The 17,057-nt window shown below is 48.3% G+C and carries 14 protein-coding genes; 6 read left to right on the plus strand and 8 right to left on the minus strand.

Annotation, left to right across the window (positions count from 1 at the left end):
- Nucleotides 1-325 precede the first annotated feature (325 nt).
- The gene (locus ACO6UX_RS23965) at nt 326-1,525 is read left to right on the plus strand and encodes an alpha/beta hydrolase family protein (protein ID WP_422450835.1); all 1,200 of its coding nucleotides are present in this window, start codon (nt 326-328) and stop codon (nt 1,523-1,525) included.
- Nucleotides 1,526-1,573: 48 nt separating this feature from the next.
- Here ACO6UX_RS23965 and ACO6UX_RS23970 read toward each other — a convergent pair whose 3' ends face one another.
- Entirely contained in the window at nt 1,574-2,161 is a 588-nt protein-coding gene (locus tag ACO6UX_RS23970) for a YecA family protein (RefSeq protein ID WP_422450837.1), read from the minus strand.
- A 270-nt stretch (nt 2,162-2,431) separates the two neighbouring features.
- Between ACO6UX_RS23970 and ACO6UX_RS23975 the strand changes: the two genes are divergently transcribed.
- On the plus strand, nt 2,432-4,573 hold the full coding sequence (locus ACO6UX_RS23975) for a hypothetical protein (RefSeq protein ID WP_422450839.1): 2,142 nt from the start codon (nt 2,432-2,434) through the stop codon (nt 4,571-4,573).
- 82 nt (nt 4,574-4,655) lie between these two features.
- Nucleotides 4,656-6,482, plus strand: coding sequence for a DNA helicase RecQ (gene recQ / locus ACO6UX_RS23980; RefSeq protein ID WP_422450840.1), 1,827 nt, complete (start codon nt 4,656-4,658; stop codon nt 6,480-6,482).
- Here the strand turns inward: recQ and ACO6UX_RS23985 are convergent.
- Nucleotides 6,438-6,989 carry a SprT family zinc-dependent metalloprotease gene (locus tag ACO6UX_RS23985; protein WP_422450842.1) on the minus strand — a complete coding sequence of 184 codons (552 nt, stop codon included), beginning with the start codon at nt 6,987-6,989 and terminating at the stop codon, nt 6,438-6,440. The two genes, recQ and ACO6UX_RS23985, sit on opposite strands and share 45 nt — an antisense overlap.
- 249 nt (nt 6,990-7,238) lie before the next feature.
- Nucleotides 7,239-7,850 carry a Yip1 family protein gene (locus tag ACO6UX_RS23990; protein WP_422450843.1) on the minus strand — a complete coding sequence of 204 codons (612 nt, stop codon included), beginning with the start codon at nt 7,848-7,850 and terminating at the stop codon, nt 7,239-7,241.
- Between the two features lie 268 nt (nt 7,851-8,118).
- On the opposite strand from ACO6UX_RS23990, the gene ACO6UX_RS23995 reads away from it, so the two are divergent.
- From ACO6UX_RS23995 to ACO6UX_RS24005, 3 genes are all read left to right on the plus strand, one after another.
- Nucleotides 8,119-8,931, plus strand: coding sequence for a glucosaminidase domain-containing protein (locus ACO6UX_RS23995; RefSeq protein WP_422450845.1), 813 nt, complete (start codon nt 8,119-8,121; stop codon nt 8,929-8,931).
- A 22-nt stretch (nt 8,932-8,953) separates the two neighbouring features.
- Nucleotides 8,954-9,820 (plus strand): DUF547 domain-containing protein, encoded by an 867-nt coding sequence (locus tag ACO6UX_RS24000; protein ID WP_422450847.1) that lies wholly within the window; start codon nt 8,954-8,956, stop codon nt 9,818-9,820.
- A 77-nt stretch (nt 9,821-9,897) separates the two neighbouring features.
- Nucleotides 9,898-10,710 carry a DUF547 domain-containing protein gene (locus ACO6UX_RS24005; RefSeq protein WP_422450848.1) on the plus strand — a complete coding sequence of 271 codons (813 nt, stop codon included), beginning with the start codon at nt 9,898-9,900 and terminating at the stop codon, nt 10,708-10,710.
- Between the two features lie 455 nt (nt 10,711-11,165).
- Here the strand turns inward: ACO6UX_RS24005 and ACO6UX_RS24010 are convergent, their stop codons facing one another.
- The 5 genes from ACO6UX_RS24010 to ACO6UX_RS24030 all read right to left on the minus strand — a co-directional run bounded on the left by ACO6UX_RS24010 (nt 11,166) and on the right by ACO6UX_RS24030 (nt 16,779).
- Nucleotides 11,166-12,527: a DUF1329 domain-containing protein gene (locus ACO6UX_RS24010; RefSeq protein ID WP_422450850.1), complete on the minus strand. Its 1,362-nt coding sequence runs from the start codon at nt 12,525-12,527 to the stop codon at nt 11,166-11,168.
- Between the two features lie 82 nt (nt 12,528-12,609).
- On the minus strand, nt 12,610-14,418 hold the full coding sequence (locus ACO6UX_RS24015; RefSeq protein WP_422450851.1) for a DUF1302 domain-containing protein: 1,809 nt from the start codon (nt 14,416-14,418) through the stop codon (nt 12,610-12,612).
- Nucleotides 14,419-14,680: 262 nt separating this feature from the next.
- Nucleotides 14,681-15,475 carry an IclR family transcriptional regulator gene (locus tag ACO6UX_RS24020; RefSeq protein WP_422450852.1) on the minus strand — a complete coding sequence of 265 codons (795 nt, stop codon included), beginning with the start codon at nt 15,473-15,475 and terminating at the stop codon, nt 14,681-14,683.
- A 163-nt stretch (nt 15,476-15,638) separates the two neighbouring features.
- Nucleotides 15,639-16,508 carry a DMT family transporter gene (locus ACO6UX_RS24025; RefSeq protein WP_422450853.1) on the minus strand — a complete coding sequence of 290 codons (870 nt, stop codon included), beginning with the start codon at nt 16,506-16,508 and terminating at the stop codon, nt 15,639-15,641.
- Nucleotides 16,501-16,779 carry a hypothetical protein gene (locus ACO6UX_RS24030; RefSeq protein WP_422450854.1) on the minus strand — a complete coding sequence of 93 codons (279 nt, stop codon included), beginning with the start codon at nt 16,777-16,779 and terminating at the stop codon, nt 16,501-16,503. Before ACO6UX_RS24030 ends, ACO6UX_RS24025 begins: the two co-directional genes overlap by 8 nt.
- Nucleotides 16,780-17,057 lie beyond the last annotated feature (278 nt).

The raw sequence follows: 17,057 nt of genomic DNA on the forward strand, positions 1-17,057 counted from the left end.
TGCATCCAGATGAAATCGTTTTCTTCGCTCCAACAGTACTGAGCCCACCCTGCCTGTAACAAACTGCCATCAGGCCCCTCACTACCCATCACTGAGGTTGGAAATACCAACATCTGTACTACGATACATCCATAACAAATCATCCAGTCGCCCGAAAAAAATCACTAATAAGTAGGTGGACGTTTGGTTTTAAATATTTGCCTCTATCAAATCATGGGGATGTCGTCAGTCTTATGCCTAGCAAGGGATGGAACTAATTACTGATTATATGGTCGGAAGTATACGAAGGCTAACGAGTACCTGCTTACAATATATCAGGCACCAGATGAATACCGTCGCACAATCCACCAGTAAAACAATGAGTCCCTCATTTCCCGCAAGCTGGCAGATGCCAGAAAAACAACCCATCACGAATGCACACTTTGGCAACCGCCCTGTGGCATCACATTTAGTGAGTACTTCCCTCTTAAGTGGACACCTGACACTTGCTGAACCGACCTCCCCATCATTGTCCAGTTATGGGATATCCCAATGCACATCAGTTGCCGGATGGATGATTGAAAACCGGCTTGGCCTATCCAAACTGTTGGGCTGCCGCCTTGTTTCAGCACAATACTGCTACCTGTTTTCCGCTAAAGCCCACTTCCCCGCCAAGAGTCAGGCGATTATAGATTCTGCCTGTAACGCCACCCATGAGGACGGTTTCAGGACAGAAAAAATTACCCTCTCCCATGACGCCACAACCCTTTGCGGAGTCATTTGCTACCCCGCAGAGCGACAGTCCACACCATTGTCAGACCTGATCATTTTTAACAATATGAATGGTACAACCATCTCAAACTTCTTTGACAAAGACAGGCTTGCCAGCACATCCCATGGACTGCCAGATGGCAAACCCACAGAAACACCGGGCAATATTCAGCAGATTCTGGGCTGTCCAGTTCTTCTTTACGATTACACGGGCACCGGAATCAACAAAAGGGCAGGACTTTTACGCTATGCTCCTGCGGCCACCGGCGAAACCGTAATCAAGGATGCCATGGCAGTCTTGCACACGGCACTGAACCAACCCGGTATTGACAACATCACACTGATGGGAAGTTCATTGGGTGGCGGCGTTGCCACAGTTGCTCTGGAACGCTATCTCAGTAATCTGGGTGAAGATGAGGCAATACGGACCAAAAAACGCCTTACACTGGTTAACCATGACTCCTACAGCACCACTTCAAGAGTCGTCATTCCACAATTACCCGAATTTGCCGATACCCTGGGTTGGTTGTTCGGTGCTCACATTGATGCAGCCACCCCCATGAAACAGTTGGTGGAATACCAAAAGGTGAACACAATCATTCTCTCACGGGAAAACGATCATACGATTCGCAAGGGATCCCGGATGTACGAAATGTTTGCCAATGCTGCGGCAAAAGAAAGCCATTTATCGTGGTACCATAGTAAACTTCCCGGACACTCAGGCCTTTCTGAAGACCAGGCTGCTTTTCTTAAAAGTAAAATGTGTGATAGTTGAAGTAGCCAGGGGCAACCAGAAGCATCGCTGGTTGCCAGTCAAACTAAACTATGAACGTCGTTTTCCAGATGGGTGAGGCTTTTTCTCTTCCGGTGCGTTGAAGATCAGGTAAAGCTCCATCAACACTTCAGGAATCTGGCTGCACATATCTTCTGTGAGCTTACTGTCCCTGCGAATATCCTGAAACTCCTGTTCATCATCAAACAGGCCTGAGGCCAGCATGATCGGCAGCAGGAGTTCACAGACCTCCTGTTCATTGGTCCCGAACCAGATGTCTTCATCGAGGAAGTGAGCCACCATAAAACCGATGCACCAGTTGGCAAGGGCTTCATCGTCGTGGTCTTCCAGCTCTTCGGATTCGCAGGAGAGGGAAAAACCCTCATCTTCGTCGTTAAATCCCCGGTCGATGGTCGTTTGCATTCTGGCAATAAGTTCATTCAACTCAATGGCAATGGCTGCTGGAAGCTCTACCTTACCATCAAAAATACTCTCGTTCCGTACCTGCTCGGTCAGGTCTATCGGGCAGATGGTCAGGGCTGTCAGGAAACCGTGGAGACCATGGTAGTCAAGAGTTCCTTCATTTTGTTCCGTAAAAGGCTGTAACAGCGCCTCCACAGAAGCACGGGTATTGGACATAGAGGGTATCCTGAAAGTTTGAGGGGGGGATTTTACTCTGGCTTTGGTGGAGATAAAAGTCTGTCCGGTGAAGCCTTTATCATGATGGGTTACCTGATAATGAGCATCACTGTTTTTTTCTTTTTATAGAACTAAATGTTGGTTGTTAACGTCTGATTGAGTGGAGTGATCAGCCCATAAGCCGTCCAAACAGTCTCTGATAAGGGTTGGACGTATAACAAAAAACATCAAATGTCGTTCATATGTATGGCGAATCTTTGGAGATTGAGCATGGATAATCCGAAGCCTGTAGGTAGACCTTGCAAAACATATAGCTTGCGATCTGATGATAAAAGGGATAAGCCTGTCAGAGAAGGGCGCATGAAGGATGGCAAATCAGTAGGGCCATTTAAGTCTTTGAGGTCGATGTTAATGCGTCAAAGGCCTGCTGAGGAACCGGTGTATGCTAAAAATCGACGTGATGTTGTGCATTGTGATAAGCAACTTGCCGGAAAAGTCAGTTCAGAAATACGTGGCAGGATATCCCGGCCAAGAGTTGGTCATGGGGCAGCGTCGACCAGTGCAAGGTCTCCTATGGGTAGTACTGAATTCGGGTCTGCACTGGATGTGATGAGAGGGATCCCAAGCCAGTCGGCAAAAGCAAAAGATTGCTTTTCTGCGTTTTTTTTTCCGGTAACCTTCTCCTGCAAGCTCAACGATGTTGAGGAGACACTTCCCCATGAAATGGCACGTAAGATTTGTGATAACGATGCCATCCGGGATTGTGCGGCTTATCTGGCAAATGGGGGAACCGAAAAAGTAAGATTAAGGAAATATGAAGAATCGTATCAGAATGACGCAGGCAGGGTTGATTTAACCATTATTAAAGAAGGTACGAATGGTGCTCAACCACACAAGTTCAACACTAAAGACTACAAGTGCAGTTTGAATCTTGCAGATGAATCTGTCAGTAATCACGAGGTTGAGAGGATGTTGGCTTCATATCTTGAGGGTCAGGGTCCTGAACTGTCGGATTCCTTGAAAATTCTTCTTGGGCAAGGCTTGTTGAATCAGCTATATGCGTACTTCTCTGAAATGGGGGTGAAAATGAGTTGCTCAGGATCTTCAAGCTGCACTCATACTTTGGAACTAAACGACTGGCGGTGTGTTTTGACATCAACAGTGACTTACAATGAGTATATCAGTGCAGATGGTAAGGCAAAAAGACTGAAATTACCTTGTTCTTTTTCTGTGATGATCAGTCTTGGTTCTTTGAGTAAAAGTGGTCATTGGCGCCTGAATGAAGCAAAAATAAATCTGAACTTTCATGGTAAGGTGGCACGACAGGTAGAGAGACAAATCAAGCCAACAGCTTCAAAGCGTCTACTCCTGGACATCGAAGCGATAGCCGGGAATGCCGGAGGAATGCTTGCTGCCCGGGCACTGAATGATGGCGGGTTGAGGCGTTGTAACAGTGAAGATAGCTTATTATCTTCTATGTCAGAAAAGCCAAAAAACAGAAAAACCTATTTTAAAAAAGGTTTTTTGTTAAAAGATAATAAGGTGTTTTTATGTGATACTACTTTGAGTAAGTATGATGTGCGGTGGCAGTTGAGTAAATTTAACTGGGTGTCCGATTATAATGAAAGTTTAATAATAAGAGGTATCCATTCTGATGGTAGTCATGCTGACATGGAAGAGATTGTGGTGCGATGCTCAAATTTACTGCGCTGGTATCCTTCAGGAAAAAAACAGTTTTTTGATTTTTGGCTTGAGGATCATATTGATACGCTGAAGAATTATGGTGTTCCTTATTTGAGTGCTCTTAAACAAGCGGTTCTAGCTGAATGCAGGTGTTTATGGAATGCTCAGTTTCAAGAGTATCTAGATAAATATTTAAATTTCAATTACCAGGATTATGCCGGTCAGGTATTTCCAGAATTAAGTATACAGGCTAATGGGAGTGAATTTTTAGAGCTCGCCGTTGCCATTTATAAAAGTCAGGAAAATACATCAAGCGTAGTGGCTTGGGTGAAAGCGTTGAATGACATTCGTCAGGAATTAATGGCGGCAAAATCATTGTCCAATAGCGTATGTGCCGAGTATCTTCTCAAACTGGGAAAAGCCAAGGCGGGCAGCTTTTCAATTGTTGCCAGTTATCGAGGGTGTTCCCCATTAAAACACAAGCCAGCTCGTGAACTGGTGCCGTACTTTAACCGATTCTCAACCGCAGGCCAGAAGCTGGTCAGCATTCTTCTTTATGAGAACATGAACAGACTAAAGGTGATGTGTAAGGCTTCATGGGTTGGTCATTATTTGACCGCTATAGAGGTGCACAATAATCCCCATGAGAATGATGAATTTGTCAATAACTTATCCAGAGATTTAAAGTTATGTATTGAAACAGATGGGCGACATATGGCGATAGTCTGATTTGTTGGAACCTATCAGGATTTGATGAAGATGCTGGCGAGTATCCGTATACTTGCCCTTTTATCAGATGCGATTCTGTTCAATGCCTGATCCTGCTCTGGATATTTTAAAAAATACATTTGGTTACCAGTCCTTTCGAGGATTCCAGCAAGAGGTAATTAATGAAATCGTTGCTGGCCGTGATGCCCTGGTATTGATGCCTACAGGGGGAGGGAAATCGCTCTGTTACCAGATCCCCGCATTATTAAGAGGTGGTACGGCAGTTGTCGTTTCTCCTTTGATTGCCTTGATGGATGACCAGATTAACAGTCTTCGGGAGCTGGGTATTCGTGCCGACTGTCTGCACTCCGCCATGCTGCCGGAAGACCGGCTTCAGGTTGAACGGGAACTGCTGATCGGTGATCTGGATTTATTGTATGTAGCGCCGGAAAGACTGCTGACTGAGTCGATGCAGCGGCTGCTGGATCAGATTCAGGTGGCTTTGTTTGCCATTGATGAGGCTCACTGTGTCTCTCAGTGGGGGCACGATTTCCGGCCGGAATACCTGCAGCTCTCCTGTTTGCAAACACGGTTTCCCAGGGTTCCCAGAATTGCCCTGACAGCGACGGCCGATCAGAGAACCCGCCAGGAAATCCGTGAACGACTGGGACTTGGAGCAGCCCGGGTATTTATCGACAGCTTTAACCGACCCAATATTTTCTACCGGATCAGCCAGAAGAAGCAGGGTAAGCAACAGCTACTGAACTTTCTTAATAAAGAGCATCCCGAAGATTCCGGAATTGTTTATTGTCTTTCCCGTAAGAAAGTGGAGCAGACTGCCCAGTGGTTGACGCAGTCAGGGCGAAAGGCGCTGCCCTACCATGCCGGGCTTTCACCGGAAGAACGGCGGGCAAACCAGCACAGGTTTATCGTCGAAGAAGGGATCATTATTGTCGCGACCATTGCCTTTGGTATGGGGATTGATAAACCGGATGTGCGGTTTGTTGCCCACCTCGACCTGCCAAGAAGCATTGAAGCCTATTATCAGGAGACCGGGCGTGCGGGGCGGGATGGCCTGCCTGCTACCGCCTGGATGGTTTATGGTTTACAGGATGTGGTGCTGCTCAAACAGCTGCAGGCCCGCTCCAGTGCCAGTGTGCATATTCAACAGATAGAGCAGCAAAAGCTGGATGCCATGCTGGCGCTTTGTGAGGTGACCGGATGTCGACGACAGGTGTTGTTGAATTACTTTGATGAGCCTCTGGATAAACCCTGCGGCTATTGTGACTTGTGTCTTGAGCCACCGGAAATATGGGATGGGACCGAAGTTACCCGCAAGGCGTTGTCCTGTATTTACCGCAGTGGGCAGAGCTTTGGGGTAGCTCATCTTGTGGATATTCTGCTGGGGAAAAGCACTGATAAAACCCGCCGTTTTGGTCATAACCGGCTTAGCACCTTCGGTATCGGCACCGAGCTGGATCAGAGCAGCTGGCGGTCGGTCTATCGTCAGCTGGTGGCCAGAGGGTATGTGAATGTGGATCATGACAGTCACGGAGCCCTTAAATTGAATGAGCGTTGCCGTTCACTGTTAAAAGGTGATGAGCGTATTCAGTTACGCCGTGATCGATATGAGCCTTCCCGGAAGTATGAGCAGGAATACCGGGAAGTTGGTCGTGTTGTGGTGGAAGCCCATGATCAGCAATTGTGGGAGGCTTTGCGCCAATGGCGCCGTAGCCATGCTGAGGAACAGAATGTCCCCGCTTATGTCATCCTGAACGACAAGACCCTGATGGAGCTGATAAAGGCTCGTCCTCAATCCCATCTTGAATTGTCGAGAATCACCGGAATAGGGCAATTCAAGCTGGAGAAATACGGCGATGACTTATTAGCAGTTTTGGGGGGCAGCCAGGGCGTTACCGAGGAATGTTAATGGCCCTTTACAGGCGGTGCACAGATAGACCGTTCCCCGTTGTGAGCGGTTGTGTCGTATGGTGCTCAGGTGAATCGTCTTGCCCTGACAGTGGCATCGATACAGCCACTGCTTCCGGCTGCTTCTTCCGGTGTCGTACCGGTGACAACGATCGGCAGGAAGTCTGAATACCCTGGTCATGATCCCCTGCCACTCTCTGCCATGGGCCCGGATGTTTCGGCCAAACAGTTCATAGGCCAGCAGGTGGGCCACCTCGTGGGCGACGGTTTGTTGGATAAAGTGCTCACGGTTTTCCTGAAGCAGCACTTTATTGAAGCGCAGTTGATGTTTTTCAATCCACGCCTGACCCGCTGTCTCCCCGGTGAGATCCAGTCGAATATAAGGTTTTTTAAACGGTTGTTGAAAAAAGCGTTCCGCTTCCTGATAAAGCTCAATAATCCGCTGTTCAATTTGGTGAAGGTCGTTCGGCAATGGTTTGTCTGCTCCCTGAGTTTGCCCGCAAATCATAGTGGATTGCTCAGGATTGTAAAATCCGTAAGGCACAAAAAAAGCCGTGTAAAACGGCCTTGGGAATAGTCCTTGAATAATTTCACATTTTGGAGCCTCCAAACTCCGTTCGTCCTGAGGCTGTCGAAGGGCGTAAACTCCCAAGCATGATAGGTCGTGCCCGGGACCCTTCGACTCCGCTCAGGGTGAACGGAGAGCGAGTTCTAAATGTTGGAATCATTTAAGGATAATTAATCATTAAGATTGGGACTAATAACTCTGCACATACTCAGGCCCAATGCCCATACCCCAGAAAATCACGGTGGTGATCATGATGGCAACCAGAACCACCAGGCCAATACAGAGAACCGAGCTGGCATAGATAAAGCCCTGTTCCTGAGGAATCTTCATAAAAATATGGAGACCGCTGTACAGCAGGTAGGCCGTGGCAGATACCGCCACAGTACCGGCAATAATAGCCAGCCACAGGGATGGATAGAGACCGCAGATACCAATGAGAAACAGAGGATAGGCGGTATAGCATGTAAAGGCTGTACAGTCTGCCAATGACGGGTCGCTGTTGAAGTTACCGCTCATCCAGTGGATAAACCAACTCATGACCGCAACGCCACAGACCATCGCCATCCAGGCAAGGATGGACATCCACAGGGCACTCTCAGGTGTGAGTCTTACCACATTGGTGCTGCCGGGAAGGCTCCAGCCAGACATCGTAGTACCAATGTAAGTGCAGATGGCGGGCAGGGCTGCCAGCCAGATGATTTGGCCAAGGTAGAGCTGGATCAGTCCGGGCGGGTTCTTGCGAATGCTGACCCATTCGTTGTCGGGCTCAGTAAGCAAGCCCCAGAAATGGCTTAGGATCATAACAGTGCCTCCGTGTGTTCGGCAGGATATCAGGCCGCTTCTTCCACTGAAGTGGTGGATACTGATACTGACCGGCGCTTAACCTTTGTTATTATTATTGGCTCTCTGCAGAGGTTTTCCATCGCAGAACCGCGTTAAGCCGCTCCTCAAGTGTTGTCATGTTTCGCCCGGTTTGTAAAGAAACTGAACGTTTTTTAGTGGATTTTCTGCCTTTTTTGGCCATCAGCCTTTATTCTGTTGCTAATCAAGATGTTTTACTGAGGTACTCATGCTCAATAAGATTGATAAAATTATGTTGGGTGTTTTTCTGGCGTTAATTGTGCTGTCTTTGGTGATTCACTGGCAGGGTAAGTTTGCGTCAGGGCCTGAAATACCGGAACCGGTGGCGGTTGAAAAGACAGAAGCGTTGCCGGTTGTGACCATACCGGATTTCAGCAGCATGGTTGATGTCAAGGCCAAGAAAAGTGCTTTCTTTGGCTTCTTATTGCCGATGGTGCAAGAAGAGAATGATACGATTTTACAAAACCGTCTTCGGATTATGGCGTTATCTTCCCAGTCAGAGCTGACGGAGAACGATCAATTGTGGCTGGCTGATATGGGTAAAAAGTACCGTATTGGTGATGTGTCAGCTTTTGATGAACCGTTTTTTGCCAGGTTGCTGGCGTCTGTCGATATGATCCCTGCTTCTCTTGCCCTGGCTCAGTCGGCCAATGAAACCGCGTGGGGGACTTCACGATTTGCCCGACAGGGTAACAACTTCTTTGGTCAGTGGTGTTTCCGACCGGGATGCGGCATTGTACCCGGGGCTCGCCCGGCAGGAGAGAGCTACGAAGTTCAGAAGTTTAAGGATGTTGCGGCGTCGGTCCGTGCTTATATGCACAACCTGAACACCAATCATCAATACAGGGCTTTGCGACAGCTGCGGGAGCAGAAAAGAGTCAGTCAGGAGCCAGTCACAGGCGCTGATCTGGCCCATGGTTTGCGGGCATATTCCATCCGGGGTGAAGAATATATTGAAGAACTGCTTTCCATGATCAACAGCAATCAATTGCTGCGGTATGATTTAAATAATCAAGGCTAAATAATTAAAAGAAGGAATTCCCGTGACCGTATCATTCAGCAATTCTGCCTCGCTCCGTTTTTGCTTTGCCAATCTATGGAAGCGAGCAGTAAAGGCATTGTCTCTCGGTGCCTTGCTGCTCATCCTTCCGGGCCTGGTGATGGCAGCGCCTGCCAGCACCTACTGGGCATTTTGGGACAAAAGCAATCCAGAGTCTTCTGCGGTGATCAATCACCATCTCTGGCAGGAGATACTGGATACCTATCTGGCACTTCGCCCGGGTGGCAATCGTTTTCGATATGGGTTGGTCAGTCAGGAAGATCGGGACAAGCTTGATAAATACCTGAGGGATATGGTCTCCCTGGACCCAAGGACATACTCTTTGGCGGAGCAAAAAGCGTACTGGATCAACGTTTATAACGCGTTAACGGTTGATCTGGTGCTGGAACACTATCCGGTTAAATCCATTACCAGGATTGGCCCATGGTACCAGTTTGGCCCATGGGATATGGATATCACCCAGGTAGCGGGGCAAAACCTGACGTTGAATGATATTGAGCACCGGATTCTCAGACCACTATGGGACGATAGCCGTATTCATTATGCGGTGAACTGTGCCAGCATCGGTTGCCCGGATTTGTCCCCAACGGTGTTTACCGCAGACAATACTGAGCCAATGCTGGATGAACTTGCCAGGCGCTTTATCCGGCAGGAAAAAGGCATGAGCTGGGTGGAAGGCAAACTGACGCTGTCGCGTATCTATGAATGGTATGAACAGGACTTTGTTGATCAGGCGGGGGTTGTTTTGCATCTGCGCCAGTTTGCTTCTCAGGCAAATGCCCGGCGGCTGAAAAAATATACCGGTACGATTCAGTACCAGTATGACTGGCGATTGAATGAGCTGAAGTAGCCCGTTTCTTTGCCGATCTTAATCAGGCGCTTCACCAAAGGATGGCTCTGAAATAACGCTAAAAAAAGGTGCCATGTATGGCCAGATACGTCGTTTCAGCTTTGCTCTTATTGTTCAGTATTGCGGTCCAGGCGGTTCCATCCCCGGATCTCTGGTCATACTGGGATAAGGCTGACCAGAGTAGTGAGCAGGTGGTTGATCACTCACAATGGCAGAACTTTCTGGATCGCTACGTAATACTCTCTGAATCAACCGGAATGTATATGGTTGAGTATGGGCGTGTTACCAAAACTGAAAAAGGCAGTCTGGATGCTTATCTGAACAGTCTTGCCGGGCTGGACCCCAGAAAGCTGAATCGTACCGAGCAGTTGGCTTATTGGATCAACCTGTATAACGCATTAACCGTTGACCTGATCCTTGATTACTACCCGGTCAAGTCCATTACCAAGTTGGGTAAGGGATGGTTCCGTATGGGGCCCTGGCGAGATGAACTTATCATGATTGCTGGTCAGACTATCTCCCTGCACGATATTGAGCATCGAATTCTCCGCCCCATCTGGAACAATCCCCGGATTCACTATGCACTGAACTGCGCCAGCATTGGCTGCCCTGATTTATTGCCTGATGCGTTTCGGGGAAAAAGGATTGATCAACAGCTGGAGGCAGCCGCCCGACGCTTTATTAATCAGAAAAAAGGCGCAACCCTGGTCAATGGTCGCCTGGTGCTGTCCAGTATTTTTGATTGGTATGAAGATGACTTTATTGATAAAGATGGGGTATTGAACGAGATAAAGTCATTTGCCAGCGGTGACTTAAAGCATCAATTGGAAAACTACAGAGGGCGGATCAGTTATCGTTACAACTGGAAGCTTAATGAATACAGGCCGTAATAAAATAGAGTTGTCTGGCAAAGCCTGCGCCCGGCTATATTGCCACTAAATTCAGCAGTCGTATGTTAGCGGATGGCGTTCTGAGGGGGAGATGTGGGACAGTACCGGCAAACTGGTGGCCGTCTGCCGACAGTCTGCAATCATTCGCGTGCCTGAAGGCAAGCTTGTCTTACTGAGTTAGATAATCATGTTATACATCTCATCCGTGGGAACAAGTTCAACAGGGCTTTGCTGCACTGGTACACGGTTTCAATGTATTTGATGGGGTCCCTCTATCAATGACGCCCAAATTCCGTTCGTCCTGAGCGGAGTCGAAGGGCGTACACACCATACCCTGAATAAAGACTGTGCCCATCACCCTTCGTCCGTGCACCCTGAGCGGAGCCGAAGGACGCTCAGGGTGCACGGAGATTGTACACATCAAACTCATCGAAATGATGAGGTTATCAGTGAGTTTAACGTTTGCCCAGTCGACGCAGGTTGGCTGATTTCCAGAAGGAAAGTGGCTTCTGCTCTGCCAGTATATTACGCATGCCGACATCGCCATTTTCCATATTGGATACGGAATAAGTGGCATTAGCAAGGTCATGATAGACAGTAGGCGATGACATCATGGAGGGGATCTCATAAGCCATTTTCAGGTGAGCTGTATTTACTTTCCATAATCCTCCCCGGCTATCATAGGCTTCCATAATGGCACCCGCCCAGCTGTCTTCATCCAGATACATACGGCGCTTGCTGTATATATGTCGGTTACCTTCTTTCAGGTTGCCCTCTATCACCCAGACACGATGCAGTTCCCAACGGGTATAGTCAGGATTCAGGTGGTGAGGAGTCAGCAGCGTCTCACTCGAAAGGTCTTTACTGGCAAGCGCATAGCTATTATAGGGAATATACATTTCCTGCTTGCCCACGATCTGCCAGTCAAAGCGGTCCGGGGAACCGTTATAAAGATCGACTTCATCGGTGAGTATAAAGCCGGTAGGTGTGTCATAAGCGGTGGTGGGCGCTTTCTTCACCCGGCGCTGCCCTGGCAGATAAATCCAGGCTTTTCTGGGCTCTGCCAATTGATCAACGGTCTCTTTAACCAGTGTCAGCTCACCAGCATCACGTACCGGTGTAATCTGCTCCCTGAGATAGAAAAACAGCGTGTTGTCCAGCTCCTCGGCTGTTACGTTTGGATCATAATACTTGAAGTAGGCGTCATACTTGGAGACCTCACGCTTCACTTGTCCGGAAGGCTGAACCAGTGCCGCTTCATTCACGCCTTCCACGTTAATGCCCTGCCACCGGGTAATATGATTCCAGATAATTTCATTGGCATTTTGCGGGATAGGGAAAGGTATTCCGGCAATAGCGCCACTAAAACCATTACCGTCGTTGGCCAGCTGGGCGCTGGTGGCGTTATTCAGCGTATTGTTTACGATGCGCTCCGGTGCTGTAAACGTCCGGTGTGTTTTATATACCGGAATACGGAATGTATCTGGATAGGCTTCGAGCATGGCGATAATACCAGTACTTAGCTTATCCTGATGCTCCTTATAATTTTCTGCCGTGATTTCGAACAGGGGTTTTTCATCCGCGAATGGGTCGACGCGTGTCACTCTTTCCGGGTCGTAACCATTGTCAACAGAAACCAGTTTGCCGGTCCAGGCTGGAATAGTGCCCTCTTCATTGCCCGCTCTTTCTGCACCAAAAGGGGTGAGTTCGCTGGTTAATCGCCTGGCTTCCATGTTATCAACGGCTGCCAGCGACAAACTTGAAAAGGTAATGCCGACCGCTATGGCCAGCGTTGAAAATAAGGGTCTTGTTTTCATCTGTTCACCTCATTATTTTTGTTATTTTTTTAAAATGGCTTCGTTCGGATTGCCAAAACGAAGCCTTTTATTTTTCTGGTGATTAAAAGGAGTACGCCACGCTAAAGGCGACATTGTCCCGGTCTCTCTGGTCGCTTTGGCTGTTCCAGGCGTTATAGCTCAGTTCGGCAGAGATATTGCTGCCGTAGTCTGCAGCAACCCTGGCGCTGTAGCTTATGGCCCCCTGATCGTCTCCGTGGAGTTTATCATTGAGGGTCAATGATGGGGATAAGTCCAACCCGGGCAGCACGTTGTCGTATGAGCCGCTCAGAACCAGTGTGTACTCATAAGAGTTTTTGCTTAAGTTGGAAAAGTTGGGCACATCGGTAATGCTGCCGGGTATGATTTTACCGGAAACCTCTGAGATAAGGTTGACATCATCGGCACCAAGGTTTGGTCCGAAATTGTGGGTGGCGTTGACCGTCCAGGTGTATAGCTCGTCACGCTGGTAAAGGTTGGTTTTTGTACCTGAGGCAACGATTCCTGCGGCACCCAAGTCTATAGTACCCACTGATCCTCTACCTGCCAAAATAGCATTGCTGGCTAAGGTTGCAAATTCTTCCCGATTGGTAGAAAACGGCATGTTAGGCCGGTAGGTGACTTCCATTCCAATACTGGTTTCACCAATATTACCGGACAGGCTTAAGCCGTAGAGACGGATATCTTCAGGGTATGCAAGGTCATAGTAGGTGTTATTGAGGTAATACAGTCCATCTGCAAGAGCTGTTAACGTTGAGTTTGACCCAGTTATGCCAGCTTGACACAACGCTGCATATTGGCCTGTAATCGGGCTTCCTGCTGAAAGAAAACCCGGTGCCTGAGAGGAACAACCAGCCTGATCTCCAGTTTCAAGAGCAGCATAAGGAGCACGACTGTGATAGTTCATAAAGAATAACGAAGCTTCGACTCCAGAAAATTCATAACGCAGCGCAAGACCAAACTGACCATCATCTGAAGCATCGATTTTCTGCCCCTGTCTGGCAATAGGTAAAATCCGATCAGTGCCATTCAAGCCTGGGATTGAAATATCAGCCGGTACCGGAAGTGAATTCCTAAAATCTTCAATAACCCCCAAAGACCCATCACCAAACAGATCCTCCGTACTCATATAAGCCCCATTGGGTATCAACTCATGAGATTCCCATTCAAACTTATAAAACGCTTCCATACTGAGATTGTCGGTAATTCCCGCCTGCACATACGCCATATTCACCGGCAATGTATGGTTACGCAGTTCTGCCCCCGGAAGGCGCAGCCCGGCAATATCGTAAGGGTTGGCAGAGTTTATACCGCTGGTAAAGAAGAGGGCTTCACCCCAGTTAATCACCTGACGGCCCAGTCGGAAGGACAGCGGTTGGTCCGCAACATAACCATCCCGATAGGCATAGGCATCAAGAAGTCTTGCTCCTGAGGCAGAGTCTTTAAGGTCATCAGAAAATTTGGTTTCGCTGCCGGAGTTGGAATAAATATTGCCATCTCCGGTCGGGTCTTTATCTTTCAGTTGGCTGTCATACCAGGCGTTGGCCCGCAAAAACAGACCGTAATCATCTTTGCTCACTTCCAGGTCTGAGGTAATGCTGAAGATGTTCGAGACTAACCCGGTATCAAAATTATAATTACCGTCATTGGTATTGATATTGAGGTTGTCATCATCCCTGTCTTCTACTCGCCACATGGTGCTGTATTTCACCTGAGTATCCAGCGAGATATTGACATCATTTTCTGTGGTCCAGCTGACGGCCTGACTGACACCGGGCATGGTGCCCAGAATAGCCAGTGTGAGTAGATAAGTTGATTTTCTGATTCCAACAGGCCGTTCCATCTGCCTGGAAGCACGGTGATTTTTTTGCATGTTGCTAAGGTCTCCTGCTCCTTCTTGCCACTACTGCCCTCAGTAGTCGGTTTCAGGTTTTTGTTGTTATTGAATTCTTGTATCGAAGATTTCAGTGCTTTGTGATCTTAGCCTGAGGATATGGTTGAAATCAATATGCAATACTGCACAGCGAAATGTGTGTTCGATTTTTTATTTTATCTCAATTAAGTGCTATGTGCTCGTTCCCACGTGGAGCATGGAAACGAGGATAGGACAGTATTCAAGCCGTGTTATTTATGGGTTATACCCCGGTAGCCTCAATATCCCGCACCACATGAACCAGCTGTGGCCCCAATGACTGCATGATCATCTCATCGGAGATAAGGTATTTCGGACCACCGCAGTTGATTGCCATAACCCGGCCGTCCAGAAGTTTGAGCGGGACAGCAACGGCATTAACATCTTTGCTCCAGTCGCCAAGGGATGTACAGAAGCCTTTTTCCTGATACTCATCAATAGCCTTGCTGATGCTTTCTTGCCAGGCTGGCCAGTGATCACCTGAGTGCTGCTCCATCAGTGACAGGATCTGATGTCTTTCACCGTCTGACAGGCCGGCCAGAAAGGCGCGCCCGGAGGATGATGTTGCCAGTGGCAATCTTGAGCCAACATCCATGCGCAGAGCCTGCGTTTTTTCATTGCGGCAATTTTCAACATAAATCATCGACAGACGCTCACGTACGGTCAGTCCTACAGAGATATTGGCTTGAGTGGCCATTTTTTCCATATAAGGCTTGGCAATTTTACGTACGTTGAGGTTGGAGGTGTAGGCGTAACCCAGTGCCAGCACACCGACGTCCAGTTGATATTTTTCCAGGTGCTTCGAGTAGGTGAGATAGCCCAGCTGGGTCAATGTGTAAGTCAAGCGGGAGATGGTTGGTTTGGGAAGCCCGGTAATTCTGGCAAGGTCCTGATTGCCGAGAACGCCGCCCTGTTGGTTGAAAGCCCGCAGCAAATCCAGGCCACGTGCCAGCGCCTCAACGAATTTCCTGTCTTTCTCCCCCCCTTTCTCTCTTGGCAGGTCAATAATTTCATTCATATGTGGTGTGTCTTCTACTATTGTGTACGCTCTGCAGGGGGTGGAGTTCCGCTCCCCGCAAATTAAAGGCCATTATCAATACTGGTTAAAGGATTAAACATTTATAACATAGGTAAATCAGAAGTATCGGGTAAATCTCCGGGGTTTGTCGGTTAACATCCATCTATTGTTGCCTGGCGCTGCCGCTGTTCCAGAACGCCGTAATCAGCCCGGCTGCGATGACCAGCACAATTCCTGTCAGCGCAAACCCGTCAGGAATATGGCTCCAGATCAGCCAGCCCATAATTCCTGAAAATACAACACCGGAGTAGTTTATAGGTGCCACGATGACGGCACTGGCAAGTGTCAATGCCCGGGTATAACACCACATGGTCAACGAGATAGAACCACCAATAAAGAGCAAATAGGGCAGTGTCCAGTAAGGAATAGGCTGCCAGTCAAGGATAGCTAACGGGATGCTGCTAAGAAACGATATCAAAAAATAGTAAGACAAAATCACATGGGTCGATTCCGTGCCTGAAAGGACCCGGGGGCTGACCATGGAAAGCGCCAGAAACACGCCGGACAGCAACCCGACGATATGCCAGTATTCAATGCCTTCTGCGTCCGGTCGCAAGATCAGCAGAATACCCAGGAAGCCAACAATAATAGGCAGCCACTGCCCCCCCGGAATGGTTATTTTTATCCAGGCCCAGACAAATAATGGCACAAATAACGGTGCCGTGTTACGCAGCAGAGAGGCGTCCACCAGGGGGGTATGTTGAATCGCCAGATAGTAGGTAAAAAAACACAGCCAGCCGGAAATCCCCCGGACAGCATGAATAACCGGGTGTTTTGTATACCAGTTGCGAAGAGGGTGTTTCAACAGCAAAGGGATAAGAATAAGCAGGCAGATGCCGTACTGAAACAAAACAACCATAGAGATGGGAACTGCATCGGCTACCACCTTGGTGGCAACACCCGCGGTAGTGGATGCCAGTGCTGAGAGCAGGGCAAAGATTATTCCTTTCAGAGTGGCATATTGGTCATTCATATTGGATAGTTAACTGCCTTGTGCCTGCCAATTTTTCCAGGGGTTGACCTGACGTCATCAGATTCAGTGCGTTTTTTACCCCGGCCAGACGGGGAACCCGCTGTGTGCCACCTGCGATAACGTCTTCGTATTGATTCAGGTCGAAAGCATTGCGCTGAATGAGAGTCCTGATGATGTCACCCAACAGGTCATCCGGACGGATCGATGAGAGCGCCCCACCGTCTCGGCCGAAAGGTCTACGACCACCGTCGTAGATATAGGCATCGGGCATGTTATCATTTCCTTATTATTCTGCTATGCAGAATTTGATTTTAAATATATTGATTTTGCTTTTGTTAATCAATACCGGGTTTTATCCATTTTCAGTGGCTGCTGGCGTTGAGCCGTTTTAAGTTGTGGGTCTTGAATGGCTCGGTGGATACCTTTCCGGGGCGGGGATATCCCATAACTTATTCCATTTGAGCTGGTTTCAGAATCCCCTGTAGTGAAAGTCCGTAACGGGATAGCAATCGGTCTGATTGGTGAAAGATTGACAGATAGTTATAATCA

It is taken from the genome of Endozoicomonas sp. ALB091, assembly GCF_049310265.1.
GTDB lineage: Bacteria > Pseudomonadota > Gammaproteobacteria > Pseudomonadales > Endozoicomonadaceae > Endozoicomonas.